Source organism: Vibrio sp. YT-18 (assembly GCF_033337345.1).
In the GTDB taxonomy this organism is placed as follows: domain Bacteria; phylum Pseudomonadota; class Gammaproteobacteria; order Enterobacterales; family Vibrionaceae; genus Vibrio; species Vibrio alginolyticus.
Genome location: NZ_JAWOQO010000002.1, coordinates 168,912 through 184,406, shown reverse-complemented (window position 1 = coordinate 184,406; position 15,495 = coordinate 168,912). Strand labels below are relative to the sequence as shown.

Sequence of the window (15,495 nt, the reverse complement as noted above, 5' to 3'; positions counted from 1 at the left end):
TATCAATTTTCTTTACCCAGATCTCATCAACATACTTATCCACAAATTTAGTGGATAACTAACCTCGAGCCTTTACTGGCAAGCCATACAGAAAAGTAAAGCCCTTAACTCAATATTTTTTTCTAAAAATGTATTTTTTTACTGTTGACAGTAGTTTGAGTGCTCGGTAAGATTCTTCCCGCTTTCAAGCAAAGCAATTCCTCCTTAGCTCAGTTGGTAGAGCGACGGACTGTTAATCCGCAGGTCGCTGGTTCGAGCCCAGCAGGAGGAGCCAGATTATAGAAAAGCCGTGTCGCAAGACACGGCTTTTTTGTATCTTAATCGCCATGAAATCTAAGCCAATCTAGGCGTCATAAAATCACACCGAAATAAGTTCAAATTACAGAACTCATAACATTGTCATAGATAGTGTTCTCACAGTACCACACATTTAATTCTGTCTCTTTTCTAGCAAAAAACAATCATAACCAATTGAATCTATTATTAATGCAATTTAATCATTGAAAAAATGAAAAGCATTCATTTTACTCATACCAAATAAATCCATACGATTAAAAGGGTTAAGAATGGTTCCGTCCTACTCGTCGCCTCCATTCTAATTATCAATAACTTAGGGATTTACTTATGACTATTCCGACAACTGACATGCTAGATGCATGGGCTGGATTTACTGCTGGTGAATGGCAAAACTCTGTCAACACTCGTGACTTCATCCAAAAAAACTATACACCCTATGAGGGAGACGAGTCTTTCTTAGCCGAGGTTAGCAAATCCACTTCAGCATTATGGAACCAAGTGCTTGAAGGCATAAAACAAGAAAGCCGCACACACGCCCCTATTGATTTTGACACAGACTTGCCCTCAACAATCACTTCCCACGATGCAGGCTACATCAACAAAGATCTGGAAAAGATCGTTGGCTTACAAACTGATCAACCGCTAAAACGTGCAATCATCGCCAATGGCGGGATTCGCATGGTAAAAAACTCGTGCGAAGTTTATGGCCGCGAATTGGATCCAACGGTTGAAAAAATCTTCACTGAATACCGTAAAACTCACAACAAAGCGTGTTTCGACCTTTACACCAAAGAAATTCTAGCCTGTCGTAAATCCGGCATCATCACGGGCCTTCCTGATGCTTATGGCCGTGGTCGTATCATTGGTGACTATCGCCGTCTCGCCCTATACGGTATCGACTTCTTAAAAGCAGACAAAAAAGAACAATACAATTCAACACAAACGTTCTTAGAACAAGGCAACGATCTTGAGAAAACACTTCGTCTTCGCGAAGAAATAGCCGATCAAGTTCAAGCACTTGAAGACATTCGTCAAATGGGTCTGAAATACGGCATTGATATGTCGCTACCTGCAAAAACAGCACAAGAAGCGATCCAATTTACCTACTTTGGCTACCTAGCGGCGGTTAAATCGCAAAACGGCGCAGCAATGTCACTGGGCCGTACTTCGACTTTCCTAGACGTCTATCTAGAGCGCGATATCGCAAACGATTTGATTGATGAATCACAAGCGCAAGAAATGATTGACCACTTCATCATGAAGCTACGCATGGTTCGCTTCCTACGCACACCAGAATACGATTCATTGTTTTCTGGCGACCCAATCTGGGCAACCGAAGCCATGGCAGGTATGGGTGTTGATGGCCGTACACTAGTATCTAAAACGACATTCCGATACTTACATACGCTACATACTATGGGCCCTGCTCCTGAACCAAATATGACGATTCTTTGGTCAGAGCAATTGCCTGAAGCGTTCAAACAATATGCTGCAAAAGTGTCGATTGATACCTCTTCGGTTCAATACGAAAACGACGATCTAATGCGTCCTGATTTCGACAATGACGACTACGCGATTGCCTGTTGTGTGAGCCCGCAGGTTGTTGGTCAGCACATGCAATTCTTTGGTGCACGTGCCAACCTTGCAAAAGCACTGCTTTACACCATCAATGGTGGTATCGATGAAAAATCGAAAGCGCAAGTGGGTCCGGTAGTGGACAAAGTTCAAGATGAAATTCTCGACTTTGACGCTTTGATGCCTCGTTTCGACAATATGTTGGAGTGGCTAGCAACGCAATACGTCACAGCGTTGAACATCATCCATTATTCGCATGACCGTTACAGCTACGAAGCATCACTGATGGCATTGATGGATCGCGACGTGCACCGCACGATGGCGTGTGGTATTGCAGGTCTGTCTGTTGTTGCAGACTCTTTAGCAGCAATTAAATACGCAACCGTGAAACCCGTTCGTGATGAAGATGGCATCGCCGTTGATTTTAAAATCGAAGGTGATTATCCAAAATTTGGTAACAACGATGCCCGTGTTGATGACATCGCTTGTGATCTAGTTGAGCGCTTCATGAAGAAAATTCAGAAGATGCACACCTACCGCGAAGCAGTGCCAACTCAATCGATTTTAACAATCACATCTAACGTGGTTTACGGTAAAAAAACGGGTAATACACCAGATGGCCGTCGCGCAGGTATGCCTTTTGGACCGGGTGCAAACCCAATGCACGGTCGTGATGAAAAAGGGGCGGTTGCGTCTCTGGCATCGGTTTCTAAATTACCGTTCGCTTACGCTAAAGATGGTATTTCTTACACTTTCTCAATTGTGCCTAACGCATTGGGTAAAGATGACTTGAGTCAGAAGAAGAACCTAGCTGCGCTAATGGATGGTTACTTCCATCACGAAGCAAGCAACGAGGGCATTGCGATTGAAGGTGGTCAACACCTTAACGTCAACGTTCTAGACCGAGAGATGTTATTGGATGCGGTTGAACATCCAGAGAAATACCCTCAGTTGACGATTCGAGTGTCTGGTTATGCGGTACGTTTTAACTCTCTAACGACAGAGCAACAGCAAGACGTCATCACTCGTACCTTCACGAGTAAGATATAAACACAGTCCATCAAGCACTCAGAAAGTTTAAATAATTAGCTTGTAAATATACATTGCCCGCCTCTCTTTTCTACCTGGGAGAGGCGGGCTTTTTTTAAAATCACACATTAGATGAAAATTAATAGGTAGTATCCTCTCGCTAACAATACATTCAGCAAACGATTCAATTTCTTATTGATTCATCAAAATAGATCAAATAGACGACTATTTTTCCATCGTGTATGTAAAACCACATCGTTCACTGGTTGTTATTGGTGTCACAAAACACGATAATATCAAGATCGGATTTTAAGAACGTAATAACTATGACCGAATATGTTTTGTTGTTGGTCGGCACTGTGCTGGTGAACAACTTTGTACTGGTGAAGTTTTTGGGCCTATGTCCTTTCATGGGTGTGTCCAAAAAACTGGAAACAGCAATAGGTATGGGCTTAGCGACAACTTTTGTGCTAACGCTCGCGTCAGTGTGTGCGTATTTAGTGGAAAGCTACATCCTTCGTCCACTAGGTATTGAGTACCTTCGAACCATGAGTTTTATTTTGGTGATAGCCGTTGTGGTGCAGTTCACCGAAATGGTTGTGCACAAAACCAGCCCGACGCTTTATCGCTTGCTTGGCATTTTCTTACCGCTGATCACAACAAACTGCGCAGTATTGGGCGTGGCACTTCTTAACATTAATGAAAACCATAACTTTATTGAATCGATCATCTACGGCTTCGGCGCCGCTGTTGGTTTCTCATTGGTGTTGATACTTTTTGCATCCATGCGAGAGCGCATAGCCGCCGCCGACGTTCCTGTACCTTTTAAAGGTGCATCAATAGCAATGATTACAGCAGGTTTAATGTCACTCGCCTTTATGGGCTTTACAGGTTTGGTGAAGTAAGCGATGAGTACGATTTTAATTGCGATTATCGCGTTAGCGGTTCTGGCTGCGATTTTCGGCGCGATACTTGGTTTTGCTTCTATTCGCTTTAAAGTTGAAGCGGACCCTATTGTGGATCAAATCGACGCCATTTTACCGCAAACTCAATGCGGTCAATGTGGCTACCCTGGTTGCCGTCCTTATGCTGAAGCAATTGCAAATGGCGACCACATCAACAAATGTCCCCCTGGAGGCCAGGCAACAATCGAAAAGCTCGCCGACTTAATGGGTGTTGAGCCAGAAGAATCTGCGCACGATCTCGACAGCAAAATTCCAACCGTTGCGTTTATTCATGAAGACATGTGTATTGGCTGCACTAAGTGTATTCAGGCGTGTCCGGTGGATGCAATTGTAGGCGGAACAAAGGCGGTCCATACCGTAATCAAAGACGAATGTACGGGCTGTGACTTGTGTGTTGCCCCATGTCCGACTGATTGTATTGAAATGATTCCTGTGGCAACGACCACAGAAAGCTGGAAGTGGCAACTTCACTCCATTCCAGTACTTAACATTACGGATGCTGCCGACAATGCAGCGAACGTGAAAGATTCAATTAAGTAAGGTTTCACATGTTGTCTTTGATTGAACAAATTCGTACAGGCGCGCTTTGGGATTTCCCAGGTGGTGTGCATCCGGCAGAAAATAAAAAGCAGTCCAACAAAACTGAACTCGCTCATGCGGCTATCCCGTCAGAAATTGTATTGCCGCTAAAACAGCACATTGGTAAAGCGGGTAACCTACTGGTTGCCGAAGGTGACTACGTATTAAAAGGTCAGCCATTAACGCAATCGGAGACCGGCTTTACGGTTCCAGTGCATGCTCCAACATCAGGTACGCTCACCGCGATTGAGCCACGAACTGTCGCGCACCCTTCTGGGTTAAGTGAGTTGTGCGCAGTCATCACGCCTGATGGGAAAGATGCATGGTGTGAAAGAAACCCCGTCGCAGATTACCAACAAGAAACCCCTGACGCACTGATTGATATTATTCGTCTCGCTGGTATTTCTGGTATGGGTGGCGCAGGCTTCCCTACTGCAAAAAAAATCCAATCAGGTTTTGCTCGTACCGAGATTCTTATCGTTAATGCAGCAGAGTGCGAGCCATACATCACGTCTGATGACAAGCTCATGCAAGAACATGCCGAAGAGCTTATTCAAGGTATCGAAATTGTCGAACATATCCTGACACCAAAGCTCACGATTATTGGCATTGAAGACAACAAGCCAGAAGCAATCAAAGCGCTAGAAGCTGCGGCTATAAACAAAGATATCGTTATTCGCGTTATCCCGACTAAATACCCTTCTGGCGGTGAAAAACAGCTGATCAAAATTTTAACCAATAAAGAAGTACCAAGTGGCGCGATTCCAGCCGATATTGGTATTTTGGTTCAGAATGTTGGTTCTCTTTACGCTATAAAACGCGCAGTCATCGACGGTGAACCGATGATAAAGCGCATCGTGACTCTCACTGGTAAAACCTTCAAACAACCACGCAACGTTTGGGCATTGTTAGGGACACCAGTACAAGCACTGTTGGATGAGTTTGGCTATAAAGCAGATAAGAAGTTACAGCGTTTAATTATGGGTGGGCCAATGATGGGCTTTACCCTTCCTCACTCCCAAGTGCCGATTACCAAGACAGCAAACTGTATCCTTGCTCCGACTCGTCGTGAGATCTCTCCGCACCAGTATGAGATGGAATGTATTCGCTGTAGCCAATGTGCAGAAGCGTGCCCTGCTTCGCTGCTGCCTCAACAACTGCAATGGCATGCAAAAGCTGAAGAGTATGACAAACTCGAAGAATTAAACTTAAAGGATTGTATCGAGTGCGGCGCTTGTGCGTTTGTATGTCCAAGTGAAATTCCGCTCGTACAGTACTACCGCCAAGCGAAAGCAGAAATTAGAACTAGAACACAAGAAGCGGAAGCTGCAGAGCGAGCAAAACTGCGTTTTGAAGAGAAAAAAGCGCGTATGGAACGCGAAAAAGCAGAACGTGAAAATCGCTTCAAGAAAGCTGCCGATCAACGCCGAAAAGAGATGAAGTCTTCTGGTAGCGATGATGCGATAGCAGCAGCGATCGCACGAGTGAAAGCTCAAAAGACAGAAACCACAGAAAAAGCAGAGCCAGCAGTAAAACCCGCCGTAGCGGCAGCCATTGCCAAAGCGAAGGCGAAACAAGCTGCAGCAGCTAAAGCAGGCTCTAGTGAACCTGATAACTCAGAAATGGCAAAACTGCGCGAAGAACGCAAACGTCTTGCTCGCGAACGTAAAGCGCAAAAAGAACAAGGCGAAACGCCAGACAATAACGCTGATGATAAAAAATCGGCAGTTGCGGCCGCCATCGCCCGAGCTAAAGCGAAAAAAGCACAACAAGAAGATTCAACTGAATCTGTAGAATCGGAAACGTCTGCACAGCAAGACAGCGATCCGAAGAAAGCCGCGGTTGCTGCTGCCATTGCACGTGCCAAAGCACGTAAAGCGAAGCAAGCAGACTCAACTGAAGCGGAAGAAGCTGAAGCACCTACTGAGCAAACCGACGATCCGAAAAAAGCCGCCGTGGCTGCTGCGATTGCACGTGCCAAAGCACGAAAAGCGAAGCAAGCAGACTCAACTGAAGCGGAAGAAGCTGACGCACCTGCCGAGCAAACCGACGATCCGAAAAAAGCCGCAGTTGCCGCTGCAATTGCTCGAGCCAAAGCGCGCAAAGCGAAGCAAGCAGACTCAACCGAAGCGGAAGAAGCTGACGCACCTGCCGAGCAAACCGACGATCCGAAAAAAGCCGCAGTTGCCGCTGCAATTGCTCGAGCCAAAGCGCGCAAAGCGAAGCAAGCAGACTCAACCGAAGCGGAAGAAGCTGACGCACCTGCCGAGCAAACCGACGATCTGAAAAAAGCCGCCGTGGCAGCTGCCATTGCACGTGCCAAAGCACGTAAAGCGAAGCAAGAAACGCAAACTGAGCCTGTTGAAGACGCAACTTCTGAAGAACCAGAAGTGGATCCGAAAAAAGCCGCGGTTGCCGCAGCAATTGCGCGCGCGAAGGCTCGTAAAGCGAAACAAGCAGACTCAACTGAAGCGGAAGAAGCTGAAGCACCTGCCGAGCAAACCGAAGATCCGAAAAAAGCCGCCGTGGCTGCTGCCATTGCACGTGCCAAAGCGCGTAAAGCTAAGCAAGAAACGCAAACTGAGCCTGTTGAAGAAGCAACTTCTGAAGAACCAGAAGTGGATCCGAAAAAAGCCGCGGTTGCCGCAGCAATTGCGCGCGCGAAGGCCCGCAAAGCGCAACAAGAAGCTAATAAAAATAATACTGAGGAGAACGAGTAGTGTCGTTTTTTATTGCCAGTTCACCGCATACCCACAGTCGTCGTAGTACGCCAGACTTAATGAAATGGGTGGCACTTTGCGCACTTCCAGGTTTAGTAGCTCAAACCTACTTCTTTGGCTGGGGAACGCTTATTCAGCTGATTTTTGCCATCGCAGTCGCTGTATCACTTGAAGCCTTAGTTATGGTCTTCCGTAAACGTTCGCCGATGCGAGCACTACGTGATAACAGTGCGATCGTTACCGCTTGGTTATTAGCCGTTGCTATTCCACCATGGTCTCCGTGGTGGATTATGGTGATCGGACTTATTTTCGCGATCGTAATTGCTAAACACCTATATGGTGGCCTTGGTCAAAACTTATTCAACCCTGCAATGGTCGCTTATGTGGTCTTGTTGATCTCTTTCCCAGTACAAATGACGAGTTGGAGTGCACCGACATCACTCATACCTGATCATGTAAATTTTGCAGATACACTCTCTTTAATTTTTACGGGCTATGATTACGACGGCTTATCACTTCAGCAAGTTCGCTCAGGTGTTGACGGTGTGACAATGGCGACACCACTTGATGCATTTAAGACTGGCATTCTTACAGGTGCCACTCCAAGCGAAGTAATGTCGCAGCCAATATTTGATGGCTTAGGTGGTATTGGTTGGCAATGGGTAAACCTTGCTTACCTTCTTGGCGGGATAGTCATGATCAAAAAGCGTATCATCCAATGGTATATTCCAGCAGGTTTCCTTGCGAGTCTGACTCTGTTTAGCCTAGTGTTCACGTTGCTGACGCCAGGGGAAACTGCGTCGCCAGTTTTACACTTGTTATCTGGTGCAACCATGCTTGGCGCATTCTTTATTGCAACCGATCCCGTTTCGGCGTCTACCACCGTCAAAGGACGTTTAATCTTCGGTGCGCTTATTGGTGCTTTGGTTTTTATCATTCGCAGTTGGGGCGGTTTCCCAGATGGTGTTGCATTTGCAGTGTTGCTTGCAAATATGTGTGTGCCACTGATCGATTACTACACCAAACCTAGAACTTACGGTCACTGAGGTAAACATGTTAACCGCTATTAGAAAAAATGGTCTGACACTCGCGATATTTGCATGTGCAACAACCGGATTAGTCGCCCTTACTCAGTACCTAACAAAAGACCAAATCAAGGTACAAGAGCAAAAACAATTACTTTCTGTTTTGAATCAAGTCATTCCAGAAAACATGCATGACAACGCACTCGCGCAAGCTTGTACAATGGTCACGTCTCCAGATCTGGGGACATTACGTGCGATGCCAGCCTACCTCGCCACGAAGAATGGTGAACCAACAGCAATCGCAATAGAATCTATCGCGCCAGATGGCTACAATGGTGAGATAAAAGTAATTACTGGGATTGATAATCAGGGCAATATTTTGGGGACACGCGTCCTAAACCACCAAGAAACCCCTGGTCTGGGCGATAAAATCGATCTTCGTGTCACAGACTGGATCCTGAGCTTTACAGGAAAACAAGTCACGGAAAACAATTGGAATTCGTGGAAAGTTCGTAAAGATGGCGGAGATTTCGATCAATTTACTGGTGCAACGATCACGCCAAGAGCCGTCGTAAAAGTCGTGCGAAATACCGTTAACTACGTAAACCAATCTCGTGAAGACATTCTTAGCCAGCCGTTAGGCTGTGAAGGAGAGCAGTAATGAATGAGAATAAATTACTGATGAAAAACGGTATGTGGAGTAATAACCCCGCTCTCGTACAACTGCTGGGCTTATGTCCACTGCTAGCGGTTTCTTCCACGATAACCAATGCATTAGGTCTTGGTATTGCAACCTTACTCGTGCTAGTTGGATCCAACGTCACGGTTTCTCTTATTCGTAACTATGTGCCAAAAGAGATCCGTATACCTGTATTCGTGATGATCATTGCCTCACTCGTTACCTGCGTTCAGTTGTTAATGAATGCCTATGCGTATGGTTTATACCTGTCTCTTGGTATCTTTATTCCTCTGATTGTAACGAACTGTATTATTATTGGCCGAGCAGAAGCTTACGCGTCAAAAAATGATGTTGCACCCGCTGCGCTAGATGGTTTGTGGATGGGCCTTGGTATGACGAGCGTCTTGGTTGTTTTAGGTGCCATGCGCGAATTAATTGGTAATGGCACACTATTCGACGGAGCAGACCTTCTCCTAGGAGACTGGGCTTCAGCTCTACGGATTCAAGTTTTCCAATTTGACAATAGCTTCCTGTTAGCGCTTCTCCCACCTGGTGCATTTATCGGTGTTGGGCTGTTGATAGCGCTCAAAAATGTCATAGATAATTCAATTCAGGCACGTCAACCAAAAGAAGAAAAACCAACCATAGAACGTGCTCGCGTCACTAACGCATAACAAGATAAGGCTCTGTCATAGGAGCCTTTTTCATAAACCGCAGAGACGGTATTGGAAGTCAGCAATGAACAAAATAAAAAGAATCGAAATTCTTGAGCGATTACGAGAAAACAATCCGAATCCTCAAACTGAGCTTAACTGGAGCTCCCCTTTTGAGCTGCTAATCGCTGTATTACTATCAGCTCAAGCAACCGATGTAAGCGTCAATAAAGCCACCGACAAGCTTTTCCCTGTAGCGAATACACCTCAAAGCATTCTTGATTTGGGAGTCGATGGCTTAAAAGAATACATAAAGACCATCGGTTTGTTTAACTCAAAGGCAGAAAACACAATCAAGACTTGTAAGATCTTGTTGGAAAAACACAATGGTGAAGTTCCTGAAGATCGTGCAGCGTTAGAAGCGCTACCAGGCGTAGGTCGCAAGACCGCAAACGTCGTGCTCAACACCGCTTTTGGTTGGCCAACCATTGCCGTCGATACGCACATTTATCGCGTGTCGAATCGTACTAAGTTTGCAATGGGCAAAACGGTTGATGATGTCGAGCAAAAGCTATTAAAAGTTGTGCCAAAAGAGTTCAAACTCGATGTGCACCACTGGCTCATTCTTCATGGTCGTTATACGTGCGTAGCAAGAAAGCCTCGCTGCGGTAGCTGTATTATCGAAGATTTGTGCGAATATAAAGAGAAAGTATACCCAGATAGCTAACGCTATTTGTAAATCAAAGCTAGGAGCAAAAAATGTCAAACGGTCGAATTCTCCACACTATGCTTCGCGTAGGTGATCTAGACAAATCCATCAAGTTTTACACTGAAGTTATGGGCATGCAGCTGCTTCGTACTAACGAAAATAAAGAGTACGAATACACGCTAGCGTTTCTTGGTTATGGTGACGAATCCCAAGGTGCAGTGATCGAACTGACTTACAACTGGGGTAAAACTGAGTATGACCTAGGTACTGCTTTTGGTCATATCGCCATTGGTGTTGATGATATCTACACAACTTGCGACGCTATCAAAGCGGCGGGCGGTAATGTGACTCGTGAGCCAGGTCCAGTAAAAGGCGGAAGCACGCACATTGCATTCGTAAAAGACCCAGATGGTTATATGATTGAGCTTATTCAAAACAAGCAAGCTTCAGCAGGTCTTGAAGGCTAAGCGGCACTTCTAATAATCACTTGTACTGCAAGTTGAACTCCGATTACAGGCAGGTCTGCGATCTGCCTGTCCTTTTATAAACAAAACTCTTTACTTGATAATAGTTATCGTTTAGATTTATCCGCAACTTCGATATGCGGGATTACGATAATGATCAGTGAATGGGAAAAACACACACTTCTAGCCGATACGGCACTTCAACTAGATGACCCTGTTCGCAGCATTCTTCATTACCAGCAAGCCCTAAGCCTGAGTGAAGATATCAGCGAATGTGTGGAAATTGAGGCGGACGAGCGATTATTAATTTCTGTGATTTCTTGTCATAACTTAGCTCAGTTCTGGCGTTGGGCTGGAGATACTGACTATGAACTCAAATACCTTCAACTGGCCTCTGAGAAAGTCTTAACACTTATCCCACAATGCCCAAATAAAGAGTGTGCAAGCTTTATCGACTCGATAGGATGCTGTACTAAGGCGTTGATAGACTTTATGAAGCGTCACCCTAATCCGGCTATTGCCAAACAGGTTGAAAAAATAGATACCGCAACCAATTGCGAAGTCATTGCCAAATTCCGCTTAAACTAACATTCAAATTATACAGCAAGAATCACCGAAAGGTGCTTGGCAAAATACCACTAAAATATTATTAACAACGTCAGTAAATCAAAAACGCCGAAGCTTTCAGCTTCGGCGTTTTTATATGCATCACACTTGGGTTCGCCCTAGAGATATCACGACTCGGCGGTTTTTGTCTTTTCCTATTGGCGAACCGTTATCTGCAATAGGACGACGCTTGCCGTACCCTTGCACTTGAATTCGATCTTCCGGTAGCCCTAGAGACTGAAAGTAATCACGAAGTGACTCTGCACGTCGCTCTGATAAACTTTGACTCGCACTTTTACCATCGGTTGAATCTGTGTACGTCGCCACCAGCACGAGATCGATATCTTGATTATGTCGGATATAATCTGCAATTTGTGATAAACGCTTTTTAGAAGCCTTGGTTAACTGATCACCTTGTCTTTCGTAGTGCAAAATCGTAAAAGCAATGTCCTCGAAACTGTATTTCAATAAGTTGGAAATACAGTCGCTAAACGCGTTGTACTTGTTTTGAAACAGTACTGATGACAATGCGACTTCAATTCTCTGATCTCGGCTCTGCCAATCTTGGTAACTAAAAGTCGGATAACGGCCTTTTTCCAGCTCAGACAACATGCCCCATGCTGTTTGCCCTCCGACATAACCATCAAACTGTTTAAAAAACTTTAGGTTTGTAATTCGATCGGCGTGTTCACCTGGTCGCCAAGGTGGCGGCATAGAAATGAGACTGACGTTACGTGTTTCTCCCATCGGACGACGCATTTTTAACTCAAAGTCTAAATTGATTTTTTTATTTGCACGAGATGAAAATACCGCATCTCCAAAGCTTGGAATGGGGTGTACAAGCTGACATTCTAGTGGTGTATTGACCACCATTTCCCATTGAGATTGCTGTGGAGTTGCAGCATAACGTTTGCCCATCAAAGCGAAGCTGCTTGTGCTAAACAACGAAAATACAACACCACTGGTAATCAGCCATTTCTTCATCTAATACTGTCTCTTAAACGGCAGTCTGTTGCCGTCAATTTGCATCAATAAAATTACTTCAACCGGCATGCAAAAATCTCGCCAATATAGGGTTATCTGTCACACTGCCATTAATGTGAGCCACCGTGTTCCAATCACCTTAACCGCCACTTAGCGTTTTACTTCCTCATGTTTTATCGGTTTACATGATGCAAAGTATGGCGAATAAACGTCTACATAATATGCAATACAAACTTATTGATTGGATGCAAAATAGAATTCCGGTTTTCTCTTAAATTGCGGTTTTTCTCATCGGTATAATCTGCAATAATGCAGCCTTCGTCACACAAAAATAAGCCAACATGACACTAGAAAATGAAGCTCTAACCTTGAAAAAACGCTTTCGTGGTTATTTCCCTGTGGTAGTAGACGTTGAGACCGCTGGTTTCAATGCTCAAACTGATGCACTTTTAGAAATCTGTGCCGTTACGTTGAAAATGGACGAACATGGCGTGTTGCATCCGGCCTCCACCATTCATTTTCATGTGGAACCATTTGAAGGCGCTAACTTAGAAAAAGAAGCGCTTGAATTCAATGGTATTCGTGACCCTTTCAGCCCTCTTCGAGGTGCTGTTTCTGAGCAAGAGGCGCTAAAGGAAATTTATAAGCTTATTCGCAAAGAACAAAAAGCCGCAGATTGCTCACGTGCAATTATGGTTGCTCATAACGCAGCATTCGACTTGGGTTTTGTAAATGCGGCAAATGAACGCTGTAAACTAAAAAGAGTCCCTTTTCATCCCTTTGCTACTTTTGATACGGCTACATTAAGTGGCCTTGCTTATGGCCAAACAGTTCTCGCTAAAGCATGCAAAACAGCCGGGATGGAATTTGATAACCGTGAAGCACACTCTGCGCTTTACGATACACAAAAAACAGCAGAATTATTCTGCGGTATTGTCAACAAATGGAAGGCCCTCGGCGGTTGGCCGCTTGTCGACGAAGAATAATAAGTAAACACAACATATTAGGAAAAGTATGAATCCTGTCGTTATATCAGTGTGCGTCATGCTCGTGTTAGCATTGATGCGCGTAAACGTGGTGGTTGCCCTCACGTTTAGTGCCATCGTAGGCGGCCTAGTCGCAGGCATGAGCCTTGGGGATACGGTTGCCGCATTTGAAAGTGGTCTAGGTGGCGGTGCAACTATCGCGCTAAGCTACGCCATGTTAGGTACTTTCGCTGTTGCCATCTCAAAATCAGGCATCACGGATCTACTGGCCAAAAGTGTTATCAAGCGCTTAAATGGTAAAGAAAACTCGGCGTCAACTACCGGGTTAAAGTACGCGGTGTTAGTCGCGCTCGTTCTTGTCACTATGTCATCTCAGAACGTAATTCCGGTCCATATCGCCTTTATTCCAATTTTGATTCCACCTCTTTTGGGCGTATTTGCGAAACTTAAACTCGACCGACGTTTGGTCGCGTGTGTTCTTACCTTCGGTTTGATCACACCTTACATGATCTTACCTGTTGGTTTCGGCGGTATTTTCTTAAACAACATTCTATTAAAGAACCTACATGACAACGGTTTGGAAAACGTGGTTGCAAGCCAAGTCCCAACCGCCATGTTACTGCCAGGTGCAGGAATGCTGTTTGGTCTATTACTGGCTATCTTTGTGAGCTATCGTAAACCGCGTGTCTACAAAGAAACTGAGTTGACTGTCGTTGACGAAACCGATCACGTCATCAATAAAAAGCACATCTTAGTTGCGGCACTTGGTATTGTCGCTGCTTTGGGTGTTCAGCTTTACACGGGTTCAATGATTATCGGTGCTCTAGCTGGCTTTATGGTGTTCACTTTCGGCGGCGTTATCGCATGGAAAGAGACGCACGACGTGTTCACTAAAGGTGTACACATGATGGCAATGATTGGCTTCATCATGATTGCAGCGGCAGGTTTTGCAGCAGTAATGAAGCAAACTGGCGGTGTTGAAACACTAGTACAATCGCTATCAACCAGCATCGGTGACAATAAGCCTCTAGCTGCACTACTGATGCTGATCGTTGGTCTATTAGTAACAATGGGCATTGGTTCATCGTTCTCTACGATTCCAATCCTTGCAACTATCTATGTTCCTCTTGCGCTAGCATTCGGCTTCTCGCCGATGGCAACGATTGCACTGGTAGGTACTGCAGCTGCGTTAGGTGATGCAGGCTCTCCAGCTTCTGACTCTACATTAGGCCCTACATCTGGTCTAAATGCCGACGGTCAACATGAGCACATTTGGGAAACAGTCGTTCCAACCTTTATCCATTACAATATCCCTCTAATCATCTTTGGTTGGATTGCAGCAATGGTGCTTTAATACTATTGTTTGGATGGATATACATTTAGTTACGAAAAAGCCGCTCAATGAGCGGCTTTTTGTTATTCATAACTGAGGTTATTGCGCTGGCATATTGTCAATAATACGCTCACGAATCAGCTTCAAGGTTGGTTCTGTCGACAGGTAATCGATGGCAATCGGAAAATAAGCGTCGTTAATTTTAAGAACCAAGCTAGGGTAAGAGTTCACACCTAGGCTCTTTGCAAGGCTCAATTGATCTTCGAACACACCCTCTAAGAAAGAGCCGTCCATATCATTCTTGAATTGCTGAACATTCAAGCCAATTTCTCTCGCTAGTTGCAAGTGAGTGGCTTCTTCATGAGGAGGCATCGCACGTAAGTAATACGCATGCTGAATCGCTTCTAGCATCTGCTCATAAGAATCTTGAAAGCCCGCTGCAATAACCGCACGACAAGATTGGTAAGTGCTTCTAACTGGCGTACAAAGCTTCCAGAAATCGTAGTTAAACTTAGTGCCTAACTGGCGCTCAATCTGCTTCCAAATACCTTCGAGTTTTTGTTGCATCTCGGGCGGCATCGGTAAATTAGTATCTGGCGCAAGACCACCAACCACATACTCAAACTGAATCACACCTGGCAGTTGCTGTTTTAGTTTATCCAGCGTTGGTTTGTAACCCCAACACCAACTGCACATTGGGTCATGCACGTAGTAAAGCTTTATATCCACTTTAATTTTTTAACCTATAAAATCAATTAGTTAAATGAAACAAGAATAATAAATGGCGATAAAGTGGCGACACATTTAAATCTTATTGCTTGGTTTCTGCTTAAGAGTTAACGAGTTTTGCTTGTAACCCTGATAACAATATAGGTCCAGCACTCACTCGTT

The 15,495-nt window shown here is 44.8% G+C and carries 14 protein-coding genes and 1 tRNA gene; 13 read left to right on the top strand and 2 right to left on the bottom strand.

The genetic code is table 11. The annotated features are described in order from the left end of the window. Positions 1-198 precede the first annotated feature (198 nt). The 11 genes from R7M72_RS03215 to R7M72_RS03165 all read left to right on the top strand — a co-directional run bounded on the left by R7M72_RS03215 (position 199) and on the right by R7M72_RS03165 (position 11,283). A tRNA-Asn gene (locus R7M72_RS03215) sits at positions 199-274 on the top strand. 350 nt (positions 275-624) lie between these two features. Then, entirely contained in the window at positions 625-2,922 is a 2,298-nt protein-coding gene (pflB, locus tag R7M72_RS03210; protein WP_065274718.1) for a formate C-acetyltransferase, read from the top strand. Positions 2,923-3,227: 305 nt separating this feature from the next. Then, the gene (gene rsxA, locus R7M72_RS03205) at positions 3,228-3,806 is read left to right on the top strand and encodes an electron transport complex subunit RsxA (RefSeq protein ID WP_005380762.1); all 579 of its coding nucleotides are present in this window, start codon (positions 3,228-3,230) and stop codon (positions 3,804-3,806) included. Between the two features lie 3 nt (positions 3,807-3,809). After that, positions 3,810-4,406 carry an electron transport complex subunit RsxB gene (rsxB, locus tag R7M72_RS03200; RefSeq protein ID WP_005380760.1) on the top strand — a complete coding sequence of 199 codons (597 nt, stop codon included), beginning with the start codon at positions 3,810-3,812 and terminating at the stop codon, positions 4,404-4,406. A gap of 8 nt (positions 4,407-4,414) precedes the next feature. Continuing rightward, positions 4,415-7,165 (top strand): electron transport complex subunit RsxC, encoded by a 2,751-nt coding sequence (gene rsxC / locus R7M72_RS03195; protein WP_104979561.1) that lies wholly within the window; start codon positions 4,415-4,417, stop codon positions 7,163-7,165. After that, positions 7,165-8,211 (top strand): electron transport complex subunit RsxD, encoded by a 1,047-nt coding sequence (rsxD, locus tag R7M72_RS03190; protein ID WP_318056030.1) that lies wholly within the window; start codon positions 7,165-7,167, stop codon positions 8,209-8,211. The genes rsxC and rsxD overlap by 1 nt, the downstream gene beginning before the upstream one ends. A gap of 7 nt (positions 8,212-8,218) precedes the next feature. Further along, complete coding sequence (gene rsxG, locus R7M72_RS03185) at positions 8,219-8,851, top strand: electron transport complex subunit RsxG (protein ID WP_193837606.1); 633 nt, start codon at positions 8,219-8,221, stop codon at positions 8,849-8,851. Continuing rightward, on the top strand, positions 8,851-9,543 hold the full coding sequence (locus R7M72_RS03180; protein WP_005380745.1) for an electron transport complex subunit E: 693 nt from the start codon (positions 8,851-8,853) through the stop codon (positions 9,541-9,543). The genes rsxG and R7M72_RS03180 overlap by 1 nt, the downstream gene beginning before the upstream one ends. A 64-nt stretch (positions 9,544-9,607) precedes the next feature. Further along, positions 9,608-10,249 carry an endonuclease III gene (gene nth / locus R7M72_RS03175; RefSeq protein ID WP_005380743.1) on the top strand — a complete coding sequence of 214 codons (642 nt, stop codon included), beginning with the start codon at positions 9,608-9,610 and terminating at the stop codon, positions 10,247-10,249. Between the two features lie 32 nt (positions 10,250-10,281). Next, positions 10,282-10,698: a lactoylglutathione lyase gene (gloA, locus tag R7M72_RS03170; protein ID WP_005380739.1), complete on the top strand. Its 417-nt coding sequence runs from the start codon at positions 10,282-10,284 to the stop codon at positions 10,696-10,698. Between the two features lie 150 nt (positions 10,699-10,848). Beyond that, positions 10,849-11,283, top strand: coding sequence for a DUF2753 domain-containing protein (locus R7M72_RS03165; protein ID WP_005384886.1), 435 nt, complete (start codon positions 10,849-10,851; stop codon positions 11,281-11,283). Positions 11,284-11,403: 120 nt separating this feature from the next. Here the strand turns inward: R7M72_RS03165 and motY are convergent, their stop codons facing one another. Then, entirely contained in the window at positions 11,404-12,285 is an 882-nt protein-coding gene (gene motY / locus R7M72_RS03160; protein ID WP_104975503.1) for a flagellar protein MotY, read from the bottom strand. A 341-nt stretch (positions 12,286-12,626) separates the two neighbouring features. On the opposite strand from motY, the gene rnt reads away from it, so the two are divergent. Both rnt and R7M72_RS03150 read left to right on the top strand, forming a co-directional pair. Then, complete coding sequence (gene rnt / locus R7M72_RS03155) at positions 12,627-13,271, top strand: ribonuclease T (protein WP_005384888.1); 645 nt, start codon at positions 12,627-12,629, stop codon at positions 13,269-13,271. A 28-nt stretch (positions 13,272-13,299) separates the two neighbouring features. Further along, positions 13,300-14,625: a Na+/H+ antiporter family protein gene (locus tag R7M72_RS03150; RefSeq protein WP_017821192.1), complete on the top strand. Its 1,326-nt coding sequence runs from the start codon at positions 13,300-13,302 to the stop codon at positions 14,623-14,625. Between the two features lie 78 nt (positions 14,626-14,703). On the opposite strand, the gene R7M72_RS03145 is transcribed toward R7M72_RS03150, so the two are convergent. Further along, positions 14,704-15,333: a DsbA family protein gene (locus R7M72_RS03145; RefSeq protein ID WP_053304219.1), complete on the bottom strand. Its 630-nt coding sequence runs from the start codon at positions 15,331-15,333 to the stop codon at positions 14,704-14,706. Between the last annotated feature and the right edge of the window lie 162 nt (positions 15,334-15,495).

Bases quoted from the DNA above. Each gene is read 5' to 3' on its own strand.
- rsxG (WP_193837606.1), top strand. From the start codon at position 8,219: ATGTTAACCGCTATTAGAAAAAATGGTCTGACACTCGCGATATTTGCA.
- rsxC (WP_104979561.1), top strand. From the start codon at position 4,415: ATGTTGTCTTTGATTGAACAAATTCGTACAGGCGCGCTTTGGGATTTC.
- R7M72_RS03150 (WP_017821192.1), top strand. From the start codon at position 13,300: ATGAATCCTGTCGTTATATCAGTGTGCGTCATGCTCGTGTTAGCATTG.
- pflB (WP_065274718.1), top strand. From the start codon at position 625: ATGACTATTCCGACAACTGACATGCTAGATGCATGGGCTGGATTTACT.
- rsxB (WP_005380760.1), top strand. From the start codon at position 3,810: ATGAGTACGATTTTAATTGCGATTATCGCGTTAGCGGTTCTGGCTGCG.
- R7M72_RS03165 (WP_005384886.1), top strand. From the start codon at position 10,849: ATGATCAGTGAATGGGAAAAACACACACTTCTAGCCGATACGGCACTT.
- motY (WP_104975503.1), bottom strand. From the start codon at position 12,285: ATGAAGAAATGGCTGATTACCAGTGGTGTTGTATTTTCGTTGTTTAGC.
- rsxA (WP_005380762.1), top strand. From the start codon at position 3,228: ATGACCGAATATGTTTTGTTGTTGGTCGGCACTGTGCTGGTGAACAAC.
- rnt (WP_005384888.1), top strand. From the start codon at position 12,627: ATGACACTAGAAAATGAAGCTCTAACCTTGAAAAAACGCTTTCGTGGT.
- nth (WP_005380743.1), top strand. From the start codon at position 9,608: ATGAACAAAATAAAAAGAATCGAAATTCTTGAGCGATTACGAGAAAAC.
- R7M72_RS03180 (WP_005380745.1), top strand. From the start codon at position 8,851: ATGAATGAGAATAAATTACTGATGAAAAACGGTATGTGGAGTAATAAC.
- gloA (WP_005380739.1), top strand. From the start codon at position 10,282: ATGTCAAACGGTCGAATTCTCCACACTATGCTTCGCGTAGGTGATCTA.